Source organism: Acaryochloris marina S15, from assembly GCF_018336915.1.
Taxonomy (GTDB): domain Bacteria; phylum Cyanobacteriota; class Cyanobacteriia; order Thermosynechococcales; family Thermosynechococcaceae; genus Acaryochloris; species Acaryochloris marina_A.
On sequence record NZ_CP064923.1, the window covers coordinates 4,295,237 to 4,311,873 of the forward strand.

Annotated in this window: 17 protein-coding genes and 1 pseudogene; 11 read left to right on the forward strand and 7 right to left on the reverse strand. The window is 47.7% G+C overall.

Translation table 11 applies throughout. The features are described from left to right. Positions 1-55: 55 nt before the first annotated feature. Entirely contained in the window at positions 56-1,051 is a 996-nt protein-coding gene (gene hpnA, locus I1H34_RS19645) for a hopanoid-associated sugar epimerase (protein ID WP_212662655.1), read from the reverse strand. A gap of 322 nt (positions 1,052-1,373) precedes the next feature. On the opposite strand from hpnA, the gene I1H34_RS19650 reads away from it, so the two are divergent. Next, positions 1,374-1,886, forward strand: a complete 513-nt coding sequence (locus I1H34_RS19650; RefSeq protein WP_212662656.1) for an SUKH-4 family immunity protein — start codon at positions 1,374-1,376, stop codon at positions 1,884-1,886. 87 nt (positions 1,887-1,973) lie between these two features. On the opposite strand, the pseudogene I1H34_RS32255 reads toward I1H34_RS19650, so the two are convergent. Then, positions 1,974-2,078 (reverse strand): annotated as a pseudogene (locus I1H34_RS32255) (ABC transporter ATP-binding protein); the annotation flags it as partial. Positions 2,079-2,169: 91 nt separating this feature from the next. On the opposite strand from I1H34_RS32255, the gene I1H34_RS19655 reads away from it, so the two are divergent. Further along, positions 2,170-2,691, forward strand: coding sequence for a hypothetical protein (locus tag I1H34_RS19655; protein ID WP_212662657.1), 522 nt, complete (start codon positions 2,170-2,172; stop codon positions 2,689-2,691). 125 nt (positions 2,692-2,816) lie between these two features. On the opposite strand, the gene I1H34_RS19660 is transcribed toward I1H34_RS19655, so the two are convergent. Continuing rightward, positions 2,817-3,566, reverse strand: coding sequence for an ABC transporter ATP-binding protein (locus I1H34_RS19660; protein ID WP_396124656.1), 750 nt, complete (start codon positions 3,564-3,566; stop codon positions 2,817-2,819). A gap of 94 nt (positions 3,567-3,660) precedes the next feature. Next, positions 3,661-4,836: an FtsX-like permease family protein gene (locus tag I1H34_RS19665; protein WP_212662659.1), complete on the reverse strand. Its 1,176-nt coding sequence runs from the start codon at positions 4,834-4,836 to the stop codon at positions 3,661-3,663. Positions 4,837-5,680: 844 nt separating this feature from the next. On the opposite strand from I1H34_RS19665, the gene I1H34_RS19670 reads away from it, so the two are divergent. The 3 genes from I1H34_RS19670 to I1H34_RS19680 all read left to right on the forward strand — a co-directional run bounded on the left by I1H34_RS19670 (position 5,681) and on the right by I1H34_RS19680 (position 7,869). Beyond that, the gene (locus tag I1H34_RS19670; RefSeq protein ID WP_212662660.1) at positions 5,681-6,211 is read left to right on the forward strand and encodes a DinB family protein; all 531 of its coding nucleotides are present in this window, start codon (positions 5,681-5,683) and stop codon (positions 6,209-6,211) included. Positions 6,212-6,383: 172 nt separating this feature from the next. Next, the gene (locus tag I1H34_RS19675) at positions 6,384-7,091 is read left to right on the forward strand and encodes an SIMPL domain-containing protein (RefSeq protein ID WP_212662661.1); all 708 of its coding nucleotides are present in this window, start codon (positions 6,384-6,386) and stop codon (positions 7,089-7,091) included. Between the two features lie 169 nt (positions 7,092-7,260). Beyond that, a complete protein-coding gene (locus I1H34_RS19680; RefSeq protein ID WP_212662662.1) occupies positions 7,261-7,869 on the forward strand; it encodes an SMI1/KNR4 family protein in 609 nt (202 codons plus the stop codon). A gap of 175 nt (positions 7,870-8,044) precedes the next feature. Here the strand turns inward: I1H34_RS19680 and I1H34_RS19685 are convergent, their stop codons facing one another. Then, positions 8,045-9,376 carry an IS4 family transposase gene (locus tag I1H34_RS19685; RefSeq protein ID WP_212661620.1) on the reverse strand — a complete coding sequence of 444 codons (1,332 nt, stop codon included), beginning with the start codon at positions 9,374-9,376 and terminating at the stop codon, positions 8,045-8,047. 260 nt (positions 9,377-9,636) lie between these two features. Between I1H34_RS19685 and I1H34_RS19690 the strand changes: the two genes are divergently transcribed. Together I1H34_RS19690 and I1H34_RS19695 are read left to right on the forward strand one after the other, a co-directional pair. Beyond that, positions 9,637-10,029 carry a hypothetical protein gene (locus tag I1H34_RS19690; RefSeq protein ID WP_212662663.1) on the forward strand — a complete coding sequence of 131 codons (393 nt, stop codon included), beginning with the start codon at positions 9,637-9,639 and terminating at the stop codon, positions 10,027-10,029. A 228-nt stretch (positions 10,030-10,257) separates the two neighbouring features. Beyond that, a complete protein-coding gene (locus tag I1H34_RS19695) occupies positions 10,258-10,749 on the forward strand; it encodes a hypothetical protein (protein ID WP_212662664.1) in 492 nt (163 codons plus the stop codon). Between the two features lie 105 nt (positions 10,750-10,854). Here the strand turns inward: I1H34_RS19695 and I1H34_RS19700 are convergent, their stop codons facing one another. Then, a complete protein-coding gene (locus tag I1H34_RS19700; RefSeq protein ID WP_212662665.1) occupies positions 10,855-11,739 on the reverse strand; it encodes a LysR family transcriptional regulator in 885 nt (294 codons plus the stop codon). A gap of 107 nt (positions 11,740-11,846) precedes the next feature. Between I1H34_RS19700 and I1H34_RS19705 the strand changes: the two genes are divergently transcribed. The 4 genes from I1H34_RS19705 to I1H34_RS19720 are packed head-to-tail and all read left to right on the forward strand — an operon-like array spanning position 11,847 to position 15,524. After that, a complete protein-coding gene (locus I1H34_RS19705; RefSeq protein WP_212666351.1) occupies positions 11,847-12,848 on the forward strand; it encodes a zinc-binding alcohol dehydrogenase family protein in 1,002 nt (333 codons plus the stop codon). 21 nt (positions 12,849-12,869) lie between these two features. After that, positions 12,870-13,715 (forward strand): enoyl-CoA hydratase/isomerase family protein, encoded by an 846-nt coding sequence (locus I1H34_RS19710; protein WP_212662666.1) that lies wholly within the window; start codon positions 12,870-12,872, stop codon positions 13,713-13,715. Next, complete coding sequence (locus I1H34_RS19715) at positions 13,715-14,710, forward strand: LLM class oxidoreductase (RefSeq protein ID WP_212662667.1); 996 nt, start codon at positions 13,715-13,717, stop codon at positions 14,708-14,710. The genes I1H34_RS19710 and I1H34_RS19715 overlap by 1 nt, the downstream gene beginning before the upstream one ends. Positions 14,711-14,723: 13 nt before the next feature. Continuing rightward, positions 14,724-15,524, forward strand: coding sequence for an SDR family NAD(P)-dependent oxidoreductase (locus I1H34_RS19720; protein WP_212662668.1), 801 nt, complete (start codon positions 14,724-14,726; stop codon positions 15,522-15,524). A gap of 163 nt (positions 15,525-15,687) precedes the next feature. On the opposite strand, the gene I1H34_RS19725 is transcribed toward I1H34_RS19720, so the two are convergent. Next, entirely contained in the window at positions 15,688-16,365 is a 678-nt protein-coding gene (locus I1H34_RS19725; RefSeq protein ID WP_212662669.1) for a BON domain-containing protein, read from the reverse strand. Positions 16,366-16,637 lie beyond the last annotated feature (272 nt).

The window sequence follows — 16,637 nt, forward strand, 5'->3', positions numbered from 1 at the left end:
CTAACGCTGGCCTATGCATTTTGCAGGATTCAGAATCAAAAAATTGCAGACTGTATTATTTCTGGGGAACGTAGTCGTGACTGACAAACCAATCGACTGATTCTTGGAGTGCCTGTCGGACTGGGGTTTGAGGCAATCCCAACTCCTGAATAGCTTTGGCAGGATTGTAAAACATCATTTGCTTGGCCATTTGTACCCCGGCCAGAGGAACTGATGGCGTCTTACCGACAGATGCCAACACAACCTCATCAATCCAGGCAGTGGTCAGGGGAATCCAAGCAGGAATTTCGCCTTTAGGCGCTGACAATCCCGTTAACTCAGCCAGCACATCCAGCATTTCTTTCAGGGTCATATTTTGATTGCCCAGAATATAGCGCTCTCCTGTTTTCCCCTTTTCTAGGGCTAGCAAATGGCCGCGAACCACGTCTTGCACATGAATTAAGTTCAATCCCGTATTTAAGTAAAAGGGCATCTGCCGTCGCAGAAACCGCAAAATCATATCGCCCGTGGGTGTGGGTTTAATGTCCCAAGGGCCAATGGGGGTACTGGGATTCACAATCACAATATCTTGGCCCATCTGGACGGCTTTATGGGCTTCCTGCTCTGCCCAATATTTCGACTTTTTATAGTCACCGATCAGCTTCTCTACGGGACTCTGATAAGTTTCGTCGGCAATATTCCCTGCTTTAACGCCAATGGCCGCTACTGAGCTGGTATAAACAGTTCGTTCAATGCCCGCATCTCGTGCTGCTTGTAGAAGATTGCGAGTGCCCTCCACATTGCTTTGCCAAAGCTGATCTCGGTCGGCTCGCCACAGACTGTAATGGGCAGCAACATGAAAGAGTGCCTGACAACCTTGTAATTTTTGACTTAAGCCATCATCTGTGAGCTGTCCAGACACCTGCTCCACATCTAACCCTGTCAGGTTAGTCAAATCGCTTTGGGGCCTGACTAGTGCTCGTACTTGATGGCCTTCCGACAACAGTAAACGGACTAGATTGGCTCCGACAAACCCGGTTGCTCCGGTTACAAAAACATTTAGTTTGGCCATAACTAAGGTTCTTTGCCACTTCTGGTGGACGAGTAGCGGTAGAGAAGGTTAGTGTTTTACCCTACAGATATAAGCACACCCCTGCAAGTCTAAAGTTCGATGTAGACACCTTATTGCGAACAGCCTTGCAATCTATAAAATTCTCAACCTTGGTCTTCTGAACGAACAACCGGATAATATCCTTGGAATCGGAGTTATCCAGCGTTGACTTAAATAATGTCCTGATCTCGGAGTTATACGGTAGTTGGCGGATAATACCGCTCTAGCCGGAGTTATCAGTCGCCATCCGTATAATTAATAGTTATGCGATTGTATACATGATATGACACCATCGGAATTCAAATCGCGCTTCATCGAGTCGCTGCCGCCAATCCCACCTAATATTGAACTCGAACTGGACCGATTCATCATCTATTCACCGGAACGCGTTTCCTTACTGGGCATCCCCGATGAACACAAAGCGTTTCTTCTCGAATCCGGACTCCCCGCTGATGCAGCACCATTTCTGAACTTCAATAATGACGATCATTCATTAACGGAATTAGAGGGCTTCCCTGGTTCATACATCATCGGATCAAACAATTATGGCGATGCGATTTGCTTGGACGTAGCTGATGGTGGCACGGTTGTGTCCTACAATCACGACAACATGATGAAACGAGTCTTCATGAATTCATCGCTTCCCTTGTTTGCTGAAACTCTTTGCGCATTCTCAACTCTTATGCGGACAAAGGATGAAGCCTCATTTACCACACGCTTAAGATTGATCGACCCCGTCGCATTGAGTCCCGATTCATTCTGGACAACCGAGTCTGCTAGCGTGATGGAACGCTGAATATCGCATAACAATCCATTGCATACGGAGCCGCGGTCCGCGCGGTTTAGTGAGATCAATGTCGTTCACCGCGGCCCGGTGAATGGATTTACGCAGCAGTTCCATGATCGTATGGCCCCGCTGAGAGTCCAGTACGGCAGTGGGTTCATCCGCCAAAATCAACTTGGGATTTCCGGCTAACGCTCTTGCGATCTCGCTCAGCTCTTAACCTCATGCTTTACTGAGCTTGTACAAATCGGGTATGTTTTCCACTTGTCAGCATAGTTATCCACCTAAGTAAATCGTGATTAAACCACCACTTGAGTTCGAAACTCAGTTCATTACTGCTGGATGGACAGGTGATTCACGTGGCTTTCCTCCATCTTTCAACCACCATAACCATGTAGGTTGGGATATTTTAGATTCGTTCAATGATATTCACATTCATCCTGAATCATCAACCGGGTTGGAATGTGCTACCAATGACATATATTTTCAACTGGTTCAACCGCTCTGTACTTGTGCGGAAAGATGGCAATCTTTACTCCATACAAAGTTTATAGGTGTTGCGTTTACACACAACCAATATGGCATGCTGTGGGTGGCCACCGATGGGGCCGTTTTCGCCTCCAACGATATTACAGACGTGTTCGAATTTGTTGGGTCGGATATTATGGTCGCTATCCGCAACGAATTGATGGGAATTCGCAGTCAACCACTAATGAATGACGATGAATCAGTGCTCAACTACTATGGTGACGCCTACAATAAGAGCGATTCCCGTTTGTTCGACTGGCATCTATATGCCTCCCAAAATGGCGGATAAAAATGCGATAAATCAAAGTCTCGTAGTCGGATAACTTCGAAGTGGGGTATCAATTCTCACGCCCCGTTTATCGCAGACGTTATTGTTTTCTAAATTGGACCACCAAACAAAGACAAGATCCAAATCTAAGACTCATGCACAAAGGTGGGATTCGCTGGTTCAGGTGTAATCAGCCCATCTTCTACATAGACCACCCGATCGGCGATATCCATAATCCGAGGGTCATGGGTCACCATTAGGACCGTGCAGCCTTCTTCCTTAGCTAATTTACGTAGTAGTTCCATGATGGTATGGCCCCGCTGAGAGTCAAGGGCAGCGGTGGGTTCATCCGCCAGAATCAGCTTGGGATTTCCGGCTAACGCCCTTGCGATCGCAACCCGTTGCTTTTGCCCTCCAGACAAATCCCGTGGCAGACTTCGAGTTTTATCCGCTAGCCCTACTTGTCTAAGCAACTTGATCGATTGCTTCTTCGCCGCCCGACCGCGAATCCCCTTTAAATTCAGAGTGGCTTCAATATTCTCCGCCGCAGTTAGGGCAGGAAAAAGATTAAACCCCTGAAAAATAAAGCCGATATTCTGCAAGCGAAACTTGGAAAGCTTATGGCGAGATAGCCCCAAAATGTTTTGCCCCAATAAGGAAACCTCCCCACCTGTGGGCGTTAGGATACCTCCTAATATGGATAGCAACGTTGTTTTACCAGACCCTGACGGCCCCATCAGCAATTCGACATCCCCGGTTTTAATTTCTAGATCAATGCCTTTCAAAACTTTGAACTGCTGATCGCCAACATGGAATGTCATTTCGACGCCCTTGGCCTGAATGGCAGGCGTGGCAAGATCACCAGCAGTATCAGGAGAAGAGGTCATTAATGTCATCGGTTGAGGTTTTTGGCGAAAAGCAAGTTGCATCAGGTGTATCTAATCCTCTTAACAGGTTTCCCAGTTGAGTCAGTATTGTTTATGCGTTAGCTCACGACTTAAAGACGAGGGCTGGATCGAGTCGAGTCACCTTTTGAATGGCAAAGATAGCTGCGCCACTACACATGGCTACAGTGACAACAAAAACCCCGGCTGCCGTTGCTGGACTAATCAAAATTTGAATCGCTTGAGCCTGAATCGTCCAAGCTCCTAAGCCCAAACAAAGCCCCATACCGGGCAAATAACCCAACACCGCCATCCACAGCGCCTGCTCTAAAATGACGCGATAGATATACCAGTCTGACGATCCCATCGCCTTCATAGTGCCAAACTCCCGCAGATGGTCCGTAACCGAGGAATAGAGAATCTGGCCCACCACGACGGTTCCAACCACAATGCCCACCACTGCGCCTAAGCCCAAGATGTAGCCGACCCCTGTACTCTGCTGCCAATAGGTTTGGGTTAATTCGGTTAGCTCAGTTTGGGTGAAGGCTTTGGTGCCGGGTAGAGCTTCTTCTAGACGATTTTTAAGGGCTTGTAGGTTTTCTGTGGGTGCGGCTTTGATCAGAATATAGGTAATCCGATTTTGATCCGTTAAATCCGGCGGGTCCGGTGGGGTTTTGTCCGGGGTGGCAATCGGCGAATTCAGATAAGCCGTGGCATTCGGTAAAGACGTAAAAATATAAGGACTCGCCACAATGGAGCGGGTGCCGGTCGTAATCCCTTTTATCTCTCCTTCATAGGAGCCAATTTCAGCTCGATCGCCGACTTCTGACACATCCAGGAGTTTGAGATCGGCTTGATCCACAAAGATTTTATAGGGCTGCTGGATATCCTTCAGCGTCCCTTCTAATAGGGTGCGCGGTCGAAACAGGGTATCTTCAGGGTCAAAACCAATAATCCGAATCGGCGCAATCTGATTCGACTTATCTCGCCACACGGTGGATTGGGCAATCAGTGGTTCTGCCCGCTCCACTCCTTCTACCTCTTTCGCTTCAGCCAGCTGTTTATATTCCAAAGGTAGGGTCAAGGCAAAATGGCGTAGCTCTTCGGAGGTCACCCAGATATCTGCATCCGCATTTTCGATCAGTACGGTGGAAGAACGAGTAAATCCATTGAGGATACCTATTTGAATAGTGACTAACCCAACGGAAAACATGATGCCCGCCTGGGCCACAATAAAGCGCGGTAGGTCTTGGAATAAATTTTTGCGGGCGATAGAAACCATTAGTTTACGTCGGGGGGAGATTTAGGGAGCAATGGCTCACCAGTGGACTTAAATCATCTCAATTAGGTGGAAGCAAACTCTTTTTTCACACCTAATCAGTATAAGCATGATTACCTAAGCCTACAGAACTTTGCTGAGAGCTATCTGAAAAGAAGCCGGGTTTACGCTGTAATTTTCAACTCACAACCGCAGCATCAGATGTGCTAAGTCTTAATGTCTAGATGGGAGACTGAATCCTTGACTGATATTGCGGGTATTAGGTTCTCTTCCGTGAAATAAGACATGAGAAAATCCAAATGCTACATTTTCCAATAACAAGGTTAAAAAGAGAGGCAAAAATCTCAGAAAGCTCTATTTCACAGATACAACGCTTTGTATGACCATAGATCAAAGTACGAATGTAGAGGATGACTCACATCGCAATTTAATGAATGCGATTGACGTTGTGTATCGCAGTATTGATGAAGCGAAAAACTAGAAAAATCATTGTTGATGGTACTGAGTACCAGTGGATGGTAGAGGAACTCATGTGGCCAGACCATGAAGTCCGAATCTGGTGTGAGAGCTTCGGGAAGCGGCTATGGTGCACGGTTAAATTTGCCGAGATTGGTCTTGTTATTCGCCCTTCATCAGTTGACAAAATCATTCGATACGCGAATGAGCAGATCCCAACAGATGCTAGTAGTGCTACCCAGTTTGATTGGATAGAGTGTTTTAGATAACAGCTCATAGAGACGAACCTATTAATAACAAGTGGATATAGCCAAGTCGAGAGAGGTTTGATGGGGTTAAACACTCACCACCTGTAGACAGCTGATCCTAGACACCATAACCAGAAAGGCTTATGACACTTAAAGCAAATTTTGAACTGATGGCGGAGTACAACCAGTGGATGAATAACAGTATCTATTCGGCTGCTTCGCAACTGAGCGCTTCCGACCTTGCAGAAAATCGCGGAGCGTTCTTCGGGTCCATCATCGGAACGCTTAACCACATTCTGGTAGGGGACACAATCTGGCTGAAACGCTTTGCTGAACATCCAGCTCAACTCAAATCACTGGAGCACTTTCGCAAGGTGGAGCTGCCAAATGCCCTAGATTCAATCTTGCACGAAAACTTTGAAGAATTACGCCAGTCCCGGCTAAAGATGGATCACCTCATTAGAGAGTTTTCTAGCGAATTGACAGACGTCGTTCTTTTATCCTCGCTATCCTATAAAAATACCAAGGGTGAACCATTTAAGAAAAATATGGGAGCTTTGGTACAACATTTTTTCAACCATCAAACCCATCATCGTGGTCAGGTCACTACGCTTTTAAATCAGGTTGGGATAGACGTTGGCGTGACTGATCTCTTGGTCCGTATTCCAAGTTGATCAAATATAAATATATGCGGGTGTTAGTAAGCATTTGAAAGGCTTTCCGTACTGATGGAGTGTGAAACAGTCAAGCCTTACATTGTCAGACAGTTCATACAGATGGGATGTGACATCCACCCATATCTTGAATACCGTCACCCGTTATGGGGAATCACCCCTAATAATAGCTATGTCGAAAAAGTATATTGAGGTTGTTGGAGAAGGATCTTACCAGGAATGTCCTGAGCAAGTCGTTCTTGATGTGGAGCTTTCAGTTCGATCAGCTAAAGAAGAAAGTGCGGGTAAAGGAAATAGGAAAATTGCAGATGCTCTAGTGAATGAGCTGCTTGAAAGTGGCTTAACTAAAAAGGAAATTTATTTTGGTGGGCGAGAGTCCTTTGTTCCGTGGTGGAAGCGAAAAAAAGCTGGTCAGGAAACTCGGACGAAGATTACTATCATTTCTTCCAGGCGAGAGCTTGTCTATCAGGCGACTGAGCAGATTAATCGTTACATAGATAACAAGCGAATTACCGTTGAGGTCTCCGAGAGACAACCTGTCTATAAAGCCCCTGAGGATGCTGAGTTTGAGGCATTAGAAGCAGCACTAAAAAATGCAAGGGAAAAGGCTGTACATCTAGCTCAATCGGCTTCTTGTGTTCTGGGAGAAGTCCTAGAAATTGAAGAGTGGAAGAGGAACACCCGTAGTTCCGGTAGCTATGGTGACCCAGATTGGTGGGGTGATTCCGGTGCAATGATGGGTGCGGCAGGTTCTGCCGGTTTTGATGACGAGCCAGCAAGTTATCTACAAGGGAGCAATAGAACGGTATATGTCAAGCTGAGGGTTCGCTATGAGATCAAACCAGCAGTGCCATATAGGTCGATCTTCAATCGAGGCTAATGATGTTTAGAGGCGATATTTGATCACTATATTTGCTTGCACCTGGCCTAGGCCTACAAACGAATACTCGATAAACAAACTACTTGTCTCTTCGGTTTGCACTCATGCTAGCAAGGCCATTCGTTAAGCTAAGGTTACCATCTAACAAAATCTTGAAACGCCCACCTTCATGGAATTGTTAATCTCTTCACTGGAAAAAATCTTGGATGTTTGGAAACAAGATAGAGCAGATTTTATTGAGCTTCTTCAACCAGGCCTCAATATTCAAGACATTCAACAATATGTGTCTAATCTGCCATTTCAATTACCTCAAGAAGTTTATCAGCTCTATCATTGGCGAAATGGTGTTCAGATTCTAGAATTCCACGATATTTCACTTGATTTTATCCCCGGCTTTTGGTTTTTACCATTGGCAGAGACACTCAAGACATATAAGCATTTAAAGGAGTTCAAGAAAAACTGCACTTTTTTAAAAGACAAAGCCTACCATCGGCCATGGTTTCCTATCTTGAGCAGCGATTTAGGATACTTTCTAGTTCTTGGTGATAGAAATACGTTTATATCCTCTCCTGTATTCTTTTTAAGCTGGAATAGCGGAGATTTAACCTTTGAAACTAGATATCCTAGCTTAACTAGCATGATGACCGTAATTGCAGAGTGCTATGAGTCAGGTGCTTACTACTTTGAGACAAAGGTGATGGATCAATTTGGCACTATTGTTGAATTTTTAGAAGAGGATCCACAAGAAGCTTCTAGAATTAGACTTAAGTATTTATAAGATGCTGCTTGACGCCTCGCCAAAGTGCTCACTAGTTTGTGCTTAGAAGTAGATATTAATATTGCTCATTTGTGCGGGTGGACATTAGGTTATTGGCGCCCAGATGAATATAGGAATTCATAACAGATGGGATGCGACATTCACCTATATCTTGAATACTGCCACCCTTCATGGGCTACGGTGTACACATAAGTCGGTTTTGAGCTATTTCCCATGCAAAGAACATCGTCTCAAACCGTTTTAGGCCATGGGTTAGCGTTGCTGTGCCTGGAGGTCTTTGAGACTGATACCCCTTCCATCCACCCAGGCGGGCAACAATCCAAGTTGCCCAGGCCAAGGAGTTAATCGGATAAGGATTTTGTAGCTTTGTAGTTTTACCTTGGACTGTGGGGGCAATTTGTTTCAGGTATTGCTGCTGTTCATCGGTAAAAGTGATAGATGCAGGCCATTGTGGCTCGTCTCGTCCTTCCACCATTTGCAATGTCGCAATCGCAACCGATAAGGCTAAGACGGTGAGGCGCTGAATTGCTTCACCCGATTCGAGTTGCGTCGATTCAAGATCTAACCCCGTCTTCTTGAGTTGCGCGAAAAGCCGCTCAATTCTCCACCTGAATTTGTACCATTCCAGAATTTGTAGCGCTTGCTCAAGGGATTCCACCGTGTGAGTGGTCAATAAGCGCCAATGAATCGGGTTCTGACCTTTGGGCGTTGTCTGTTCTACCGCTTCGATGGCATACAGTTGAATACTCGGTGGATAGTCCAATTCCTTCAAATGTTCAGGTCGTTGAATTTTGACTGGAGCACAGCGGATCAGTAGCTTTGCATCTCTAGCCATCCGCTGAGTACGGGATTCGTACTCAATCGTAATCGTGGTAAATCCAATCCCCCACCGTGATTTGAGATATCCATAGAGTGATTTGGATTGACCTAGCAGACGACGGTCTTGACGAACCCTGACTAGGAGATGATTGAATGCATCGGGAACCGTTGCCCACTCTTCATATAAGTCCGATTCTCGGTCACCGATATGAGTGACCAGGCTAGCCCCTCCTGTCTTCAGACAGTGTTGACTTCGCTCAGCAGATGCTAACCATTTGAAGGATTCTTTCTCCTCAATCGGCAGGTTTTGATATCCTCCTCTATCTTTGACGGTTGGACGATTCGGGTCCCGAGTCCACAGTTGAAGTGCACTCAATCCTAACGGGAAACCAGTCCCTGCATCTAAGGCGAGGGTCGGGTGAATAAAAAAGCCCACATCGCGATCATTGCCGACAACACCCAACTCTTCTAGCTTTAAGCGTCCTGAATGAGATTGTAAGTTGACCTCACTTGTATCACTGACGGCTAAAACGTGTCGTCCTTTGACTTGTTGCTGGCAGTGGTCACAGAGGCTTTTGACCAACTCAGATATGGACACGTTTTCATTCTCTAAGAAGCGATAGAAGCCCACTTGCTCTGCGCGACCTTGGCTGATTTGACGGATGCTTACGCTCTGATGGTGATGAATGGCATCGAATAATGAAGCCCCCTTTTGAGCAAACGAAGGTCGCCAAAGGTAGTTCCATTAATCAGTTCTTCGTGCACCAAAATAGGATTTTCCATATCTATGAGGATGCTCTATACGACTTCACTACAGTCTAATTCAGACTTGTGTGTACACCGTAGCCATACTGGGGTATCGAATCTGTAATCGCCAACTTCTTTTCCGTCGGCCGCGATTATCGCCTATTCACAGTACTCGCTGGTGTGCACAGCCACAACGATGATGTGCCCGTACTTTTCGTACCCCGAGGCTTACCCGAAGACATATCACAATATATTCACGAGCAGTTTTACGCCGAAATCATTCCCGATGATGCCGATGACCAGAGGAAAAACCTCATGCATGAATGGTGCTATGAGTCCGATGCCAAGCACTATGTCGCTAAACATAATGCTCATATCAAAGAGTACAAGGATGGCCGTCGTTACGTTTCAGATCCCAACTGGCACCATGCCAGCCATTTGACTCGCAATGAAATAATGGATGCCTGCAAACACGCTGGATATGATTTGTCGGATGCGCCGGACGAATTTCAAATGGTAATGGACTTCATGCAATCCATTGATGATCGGTTCAGTAATGACGCTTCAAGGATGGTGTTTTGGTTTGATAATTGAATCTGGAAAAACAACCCAACGACCAGATGAACCAAAACACATTGCACATTCTCTCCCTTCAACAACATCAGCTTCCAGCCCAGTTATCCTAACCGTTAGGCTGCAAGTTGCAACAAGCACACGCTCATTTGGAAAGTGGGAACGATATGGGCAAAGCGGTTGTTGATCATCTCTAAACATCGAATCCCTTTTGAGTAAATAATAGTTAGGTATCACTTGCATCTACCCATGACTGAGTCGCCTCGAAATCTTCTCCCGCTATGGGATTATGGTTGGTGTGAGCACGAACACGTTTCACTTCCTCGTTGCCAGTCTCCACAGGACATCATCCGAGAGTATCGGCTTAGTGAGGTCTTCGGCAATAGTTTCGTCGGCCCAGAACCATCACAAACACCAGAGCTTCACGGTCCATTCCCGAGTTCTTTGATTTCGGATTCCGATTTTGAGTTAATTACACCCAAGCGTTTTCAAGAGCTGATTGCAGCCATACCTGAAACTTCAGGTTTCACAGAGCCTCCCACTAACGATCAGTGGCAATCGGTTCAGCGTCTTGCATCAAAAGTGAGTAGCCGCCATACATGGTTGTTCTGTCTTTGTTTAACTGAAGATGACAAAAAGTGTTTCCATGATTGGGGTTTTGTACTCACGATTTTTCGGGAGTTTATCTGCGCAAGTCCAGATACCGACTTGGCGGAGCGTTTAGTTTTTGGTTATGACTGAGATCGTGAGGCCTAAGATAGGCCAAAAGATTGATAACGTTAGCTTTCATCTTTTGGTAAGCGTATAGGATGGGCTAGAGTTTCATTGGTATGATCCTTCCCTTCACTAGCGCTCCCAAGGCGGAACAGGCTGGAACCGTTCTAGTAGAAAATCAATCATGGCATAAACCTTTGGAGCAATAATCCGACGACTCGGATACAGCAGCCAAATCGAGACATCTACCATCAGTGGAAATTCTGGCAGTACCTCAACCAGCAGCCCAGATTTCAAACTTTCACTGGCATTCCAGACAGACTTAATGCCTATTCCCAGCCCCTGCTCCAGCATTTTACGCAGGGCCTCACCGTCGTTAACCACAAATGAGTGGGGAACGCTAATGGCCTGTCCGTTTTTAAACTTCCACTTCGTCACTTCGGCCAAGCTGACACATTGATGCGCTGCAAGATCATCAGGCGTTGAAGGCGTCCCATACTCCTCAAGATAGGTGGGAGAAGCGACCAGAATCCGCCGATCAGCAGCTAACTTTCGCAAAATCAGACTGCTATCGGCCAAGGGGGCATTGCGGATAATCAGATCATAGGCCCCTTCCACCACATCCAACACCTCATCCGATAGTCGTAAATCAAGGCTGACCAACGGATGGCGGGCATGGAATTCAGCCAAAGCTGGAATGATATACATCCGGCCAAAGGAACCAGGCATGGTAATTCGCAGTACCCCTTCCGCCTCTGACCCCTGCCCCTTGACAGCACTTAGCCCCGTTTCTAGGGTTTCAATCATCTGCTGGGCATAGGGCAAAAATGCCTCACCATCAGTGGTCAAAGAGACAGCTCGGGTGGTTCGGTTGAACAGACGAAAGCCGACTATTTCTTCAAGTTTCACCAGACGGGCACTGGCACTGGCAGGAGATAGGGAGAGGTCCTGCGCCGCCGCCGAGACCCCACCCCGGGCGGCAATCCTCAAAAACAAACGGAGGGATAAAATATCCATTTATCAAAAATATCCGAATTATTATTTCGCTAAAAGCCTGTTTATCTTTCTAATCTAAATAATTATCATGCGGATAACGGTCAAATGACTCAAAAGGAGGCGAAATGATGAAAGCCATTGGGTATCAGGATGCAGGGCCAGCAGCAGATGTCCTGATCGAATTTGAAACAGAAAAACCCCAACCGGGTCCAAAAGACTTACTCGTGGAGGTCCGGGGGGTTTCTGTGAATCCCGTTGATGTCAAACTAAGGGCCAGTGCTCAACCCGATGGCGAGCCCCGCATTCTAGGGTTTGATGCCGCTGGGGTCGTGCAAGAAGTGGGCTCAGCCGTGACCCAGTTTCGCCCTGGTGACGAAGTGTTCTATGCAGGAGACATTACTCGCCCAGGAACCAATGCCCCATTTCATGTAGTCGATGAACGGATTGTGGGTCGCAAACCCTCATCCCTTGGGTTTACAGAAGCTGCTGGCATCCCCCTGACCAGTATTACCGCCTGGGAAATGCTCTTTGATAGCTTTGGACTCAAAGAAGGTGAAGGCACAGGGGAATCGCTGCTCGTGATCGGCGGTGCAGGGGGTGTGGGTTCGATTCTGATTCAGCTCGCAAAGAAACTCACAGGGCTGACCGTCATTGCCACGGCCTCCCGGGAGGATACCCATGCTTGGGTCAAGAAAATGGGAGCAGATTACGTGGTCAATCACCGTAACCCCCTAGACGAAGAGCTGAAGTTTCTGGGCATTAACCCTCGCTATGTGGCAGCCCTAACCCACACGGATAAGCATTTTGCCGCTATCCGGAAACTGATTAAACCACGGGGGCATATGGCTCTGATTGATGATCCGGACACTCTGGATGTGATGTCTCTGAAAACCAAAGCGATTTCTTTGAGCTGGGAATTTATGTTCACCCGGTCCATGTTCCAAACCGAGGATATGGACGTCCAGCATCAATTGCTACAGCGAGTCTCAGAGTTGCTAGATAATGGCACGCTGATCTCGACGGTCAATCACCATGGTGGCCGTCTCAATATTGAAAATCTGCGGGCTGCCCATGAATTCCAAGAAAGCGGTAAGGCCATTGGCAAAACTGTATTAGACGGTATTCATTAACCACACCATTGGAGAGATGCAATGAACTACGACACTTTCACTACTTTCAACGTTGAGATCGAAAACGCCATCGCTTGGGTCACCTTCGACTATCCACCCGTCAATATTCAGGGCCTGCCGATGCTGGCCGATCTCAGTATGCTAGCCCAAAAGCTGGAAACGGATCGCATCATCAAAGTCGTGGTGTTTCAATCTGCCCATCCCGAAATTTTTGTGGCCCATGCCGACACGAATTTCCTTAAAGACATGTCTGGGACCGCAATCCCTCGCGACGAAGTCAAACTCCTCGATTTGCAGGTGGTTCTAGAGCGGATTAGCAAGCTGCCCCAGGCCACCATTGCCAAGATAGAAGGCTTTGCCCGCGGTGGCGGTCACGAATTTGCCCTGGCCTGCGATATGCGGTTTGCCGCCCGAGGCAAAGCCAAGTTTATGCAGATGGAAGTCGCCATGGGCATCCTTCCCTGTGGCGGTGGCGCCTCCCGGATGGCGCGTCAGATCGGTCTAGGGCGAGCCCTGGAAATTATTTTAGGTGCAAAAGACTTTGATGCCGACCAGGCCGAAGCCTATGGCACCATCAACAAAGCCCTTGACCCCGACGAGATTGGCCCGTTTGTGGAAGCCTTGGCCAACCGGATCGCCCTCTGGCCCGCTGAATCGATCAACGCCTGCAAACAAACCGTCTACGCCTCCATCGACAAACCCATTGACAAAGCTCTGCAGGAAGAAGCCTATTGGCTCTATCAGGCCACTAGTCAGACCCCGGCCTTAAAGCGCTTTACCTGGGCAGATGAGAACGGAGCCCAGTTCGACATGAACAACCAACGCGGTTGGCAAGAAATGGTCGTTAGTGTGCAGGAGATCCAATAATGAACAGGGAATGCAATACCCTCAAGCCTGTGGAAGATATCGGGTTTCAGCCGATTAATCGGGGATACAACTCTGTGTTTCGTCCAAACCGATTAAGCCTTGGCTTAGTAGTGCCGATCGAGACTTACCCAACAGGGCCAGTCCCCACCCTGAAACGTCACCTTGAACGAGTCCAGCTAGCCGAAGAATTGGGCTTTTCGTCCGTTTGGTTACGGGATGTGCCCTTCAACGTGCCCTCCTTTGGGGATGCAGGGCAGACCTACGATCCCTTTGTTTATTTGGGACTGTTAGCAGGCCAAACTCAGCGAATCGCTCTCGGAGTTGCCAGCATTATTTTACCCATGCGACATCCAGCCCATGTGGCCAAGGCCGCCGCTACCGCTGATGTCCTGTCAGGAGGACGGCTAATTCTGGGGGTGGCTTCGGGGGACCGACCAGAGGAGTATCCAGCGCTCAACCTCTCCTTTGAAGAACGTGGGTCTGCGTTTCGGGAGAGTTTTGACTACATCCGGCAGATGGGTGAGAATTCACCCACCTTTGAAAATGCGTTTGGCAGCCCGAATAGTGGGATGGATATGTTGCCTAAACCGACCTCGGTCAAACTGCCCCTACTGATTACGGGAGGCAGTCAACAAGCCCCCGAGTGGATTGCGCGGAACGGGGACGGCTGGATGACTTATCCACGGGATACGGTTATGCAAGCACGGGTCATTCGCGATTGGCGGGCACGGGTTGAAGCATTAGACGGTACTGACAAACCAATCATGCAGCCGCTGTATTTAGATCTAACCGAAGCCCCCGACACCCGGCCACAACCGATCCATCTGGGATTCCGGTTAGGAGTGAACTCCCTGCGGGCCTATCTCAAATCCCTAGAACAAATCGGCATGAACCATGTAGCACTGAACTTGCGATTTAACCACGCGGATATTGAAACAACCTTAAAACGTTTGGCCGAGGATATCTTGCCAGAATTTACGGTCTGCAATGATTGAGGAAGCTAGAACCATGACAAAAACGATTCTGATTACAGGTTCCACCGATGGCATTGGCTTAGAAACAGCCAAGATGCTGGTCTCAGAAGGTCATAGAGTGCTGTTGCATGGGCGCAATCCCACCAAGCTGGAGGCAGCCGCAAAATCCCTCTCTACTCTGCCGGGCAGTGTCGAAAACTATGTTTCCGATTTGTCTCGGATGACTGATGTGGTGTCACTGGCAAAGGCTGTCGCTGAAAACCACTCTACGTTGGATGTCCTGATCAACAACGCAGGGGTCTACAAAACACCTAATACGATCACTCAGGATGGGCTTGATGTTCGCTTTGCTGTAAATACACTCGCCCCTTATCTACTAACCCAGGAACTCCGACCATTGATGTCTACCTCTGGACGGCTCATCAATGTATCCTCCGCCGCTCAGTCCCCCGTTAATCTAGAGGCCTTGGCTGGACGGGTCCAGTTCACCGAAGACTTCACGGCTTATGCCCAAAGCAAGCTGGCACTGACCATGTGGTCCCGTAGTTTGGCCCTTTCACCTCAGGGTGATGGCCTGACCATTATCGCGGTGAATCCGGGTTCGATGCTGGGCAGCAAGATGGTGAAAGAGGGCTTTGGAGTCGCAGGGGGCGATCTTCGGATTGGCGCGGACATATTGACTCGTGCAGCCCTGACCGATGAGTTTTCTGCTGCCTCTGGCCAGTATTTTGACAACGATAAAGGTCAGTTTGCTTCGCCCCATGCCGATGCTCTTGATCCACAGAAATGTCAGAAGGTTGTAAATGCGATTGAAACCTTGTTAGCAGACATATAGGCCAACTCTACTGAATAGAAAGACTCTATTAAAAACAAGGTCTTGTGCAGCCCTTAACCTAGATGGAACTATTCCCTCCGGGTAAACCACCTGAAAATCAGAATGCAGATTGATTCCCCAAAAGCCTCCCCTCTCAAATTTTGGCAGGGGAGGCTACTACTTGTTATTCAGATTCAGACAGCACAAGCACCTCAGTGGCCTCGACTTTTTTAGCACCTTTGGTATTTTTGACCAGTTCAATTACTTTGTCTAAAGCATCCTGATCGGGAACCTCACCACTTAGGAATACTGTGTCTCCCTTTTGTTGAATATCCAACGTTGCCACCAAGGGCTTCAGATCTGGATCAGCAACCATTCCTAAAATCACCCGCTTAGCGAGGCCTTGGTGATCGTATTTACCTTCTGGTCCGCGATGTTCAGGTGCGATGTAGGATCGCCGGCTGGGAAAGGTCGAGTGATGTAGGTACAGTCTCCGGGAGAATGGATGGTAGTAGGGTGAATAGTGACGATAGCGCCTACGAAAGGGGTAGTGTCGAAATTGTCGTCCAAACCGGCGACGATGGTGAAAGGTTCGACGGCGGTGGAAAGGCCGATGGCGAACTCGTCCAGGGAAACGTCGAACCTTACGATGCCGAAAATTTCGATTGGGAAATCGTCTAAAACGGCGCTGATGCAATCGGCGCCGGTTCTTAAAACCACCACGCCGGAAACCTTTGCGTTTGCCTGCTAATAAAGCGGTTTCATCCGCTTGAGACTGCACAAGGTCTTCTGCTTTAACAGCTGCCACATCTACAGTGAAGGTAGCTAGCAAGAATGCCATGACTAGAGTTGGGTACTTCATGCGGTTATCTCCGTTTAAGTACAGCCGTGGGGGACCGCATCAATCATTCCCCCGTACATTACCCCATGACTGATTACTGAACATCATGTTTGGCTAAGTCTATTAGCCGTTGGTAATGAACTTCACCCAAGCTCAGTACCTACAGAGTACCGCAAAAATCTGAGAGTCGTCTGAGCAGACCTTCAATTTGTCATTTTGCAGTGTGAATCGGTAAAGATTTTACGTCAAATAAGCAATCTATTTCTATGGGTGGGAAATAATAGCTAAATATC

What these genes read in the sequence shown, in the direction of transcription:
- I1H34_RS19675 (WP_212662661.1), top strand. Translation starts at nt 6,384, where the DNA reads ATGTCGAAAAAGTATATTGAGGTTGTTGGAGAAGGATCTTACCAGGAA.
- I1H34_RS19670 (WP_212662660.1), top strand. Translation starts at nt 5,681, where the DNA reads ATGACACTTAAAGCAAATTTTGAACTGATGGCGGAGTACAACCAGTGG.
- I1H34_RS19695 (WP_212662664.1), top strand. Translation starts at nt 10,258, where the DNA reads ATGACTGAGTCGCCTCGAAATCTTCTCCCGCTATGGGATTATGGTTGG.
- I1H34_RS19715 (WP_212662667.1), top strand. Translation starts at nt 13,715, where the DNA reads ATGAACAGGGAATGCAATACCCTCAAGCCTGTGGAAGATATCGGGTTT.
- I1H34_RS19660 (WP_396124656.1), bottom strand. Translation starts at nt 3,566, where the DNA reads ATGACATTAATGACCTCTTCTCCTGATACTGCTGGTGATCTTGCCACG.
- hpnA (WP_212662655.1), bottom strand. Translation starts at nt 1,051, where the DNA reads ATGGCCAAACTAAATGTTTTTGTAACCGGAGCAACCGGGTTTGTCGGA.
- I1H34_RS19700 (WP_212662665.1), bottom strand. Translation starts at nt 11,739, where the DNA reads ATGGATATTTTATCCCTCCGTTTGTTTTTGAGGATTGCCGCCCGGGGT.
- I1H34_RS19710 (WP_212662666.1), top strand. Translation starts at nt 12,870, where the DNA reads ATGAACTACGACACTTTCACTACTTTCAACGTTGAGATCGAAAACGCC.
- I1H34_RS19650 (WP_212662656.1), top strand. Translation starts at nt 1,374, where the DNA reads ATGACACCATCGGAATTCAAATCGCGCTTCATCGAGTCGCTGCCGCCA.
- I1H34_RS19680 (WP_212662662.1), top strand. Translation starts at nt 7,261, where the DNA reads ATGGAATTGTTAATCTCTTCACTGGAAAAAATCTTGGATGTTTGGAAA.
- I1H34_RS19705 (WP_212666351.1), top strand. Translation starts at nt 11,847, where the DNA reads ATGAAAGCCATTGGGTATCAGGATGCAGGGCCAGCAGCAGATGTCCTG.
- I1H34_RS19725 (WP_212662669.1), bottom strand. Translation starts at nt 16,365, where the DNA reads ATGAAGTACCCAACTCTAGTCATGGCATTCTTGCTAGCTACCTTCACT.
- I1H34_RS19720 (WP_212662668.1), top strand. Translation starts at nt 14,724, where the DNA reads ATGACAAAAACGATTCTGATTACAGGTTCCACCGATGGCATTGGCTTA.
- I1H34_RS19665 (WP_212662659.1), bottom strand. Translation starts at nt 4,836, where the DNA reads ATGGTTTCTATCGCCCGCAAAAATTTATTCCAAGACCTACCGCGCTTT.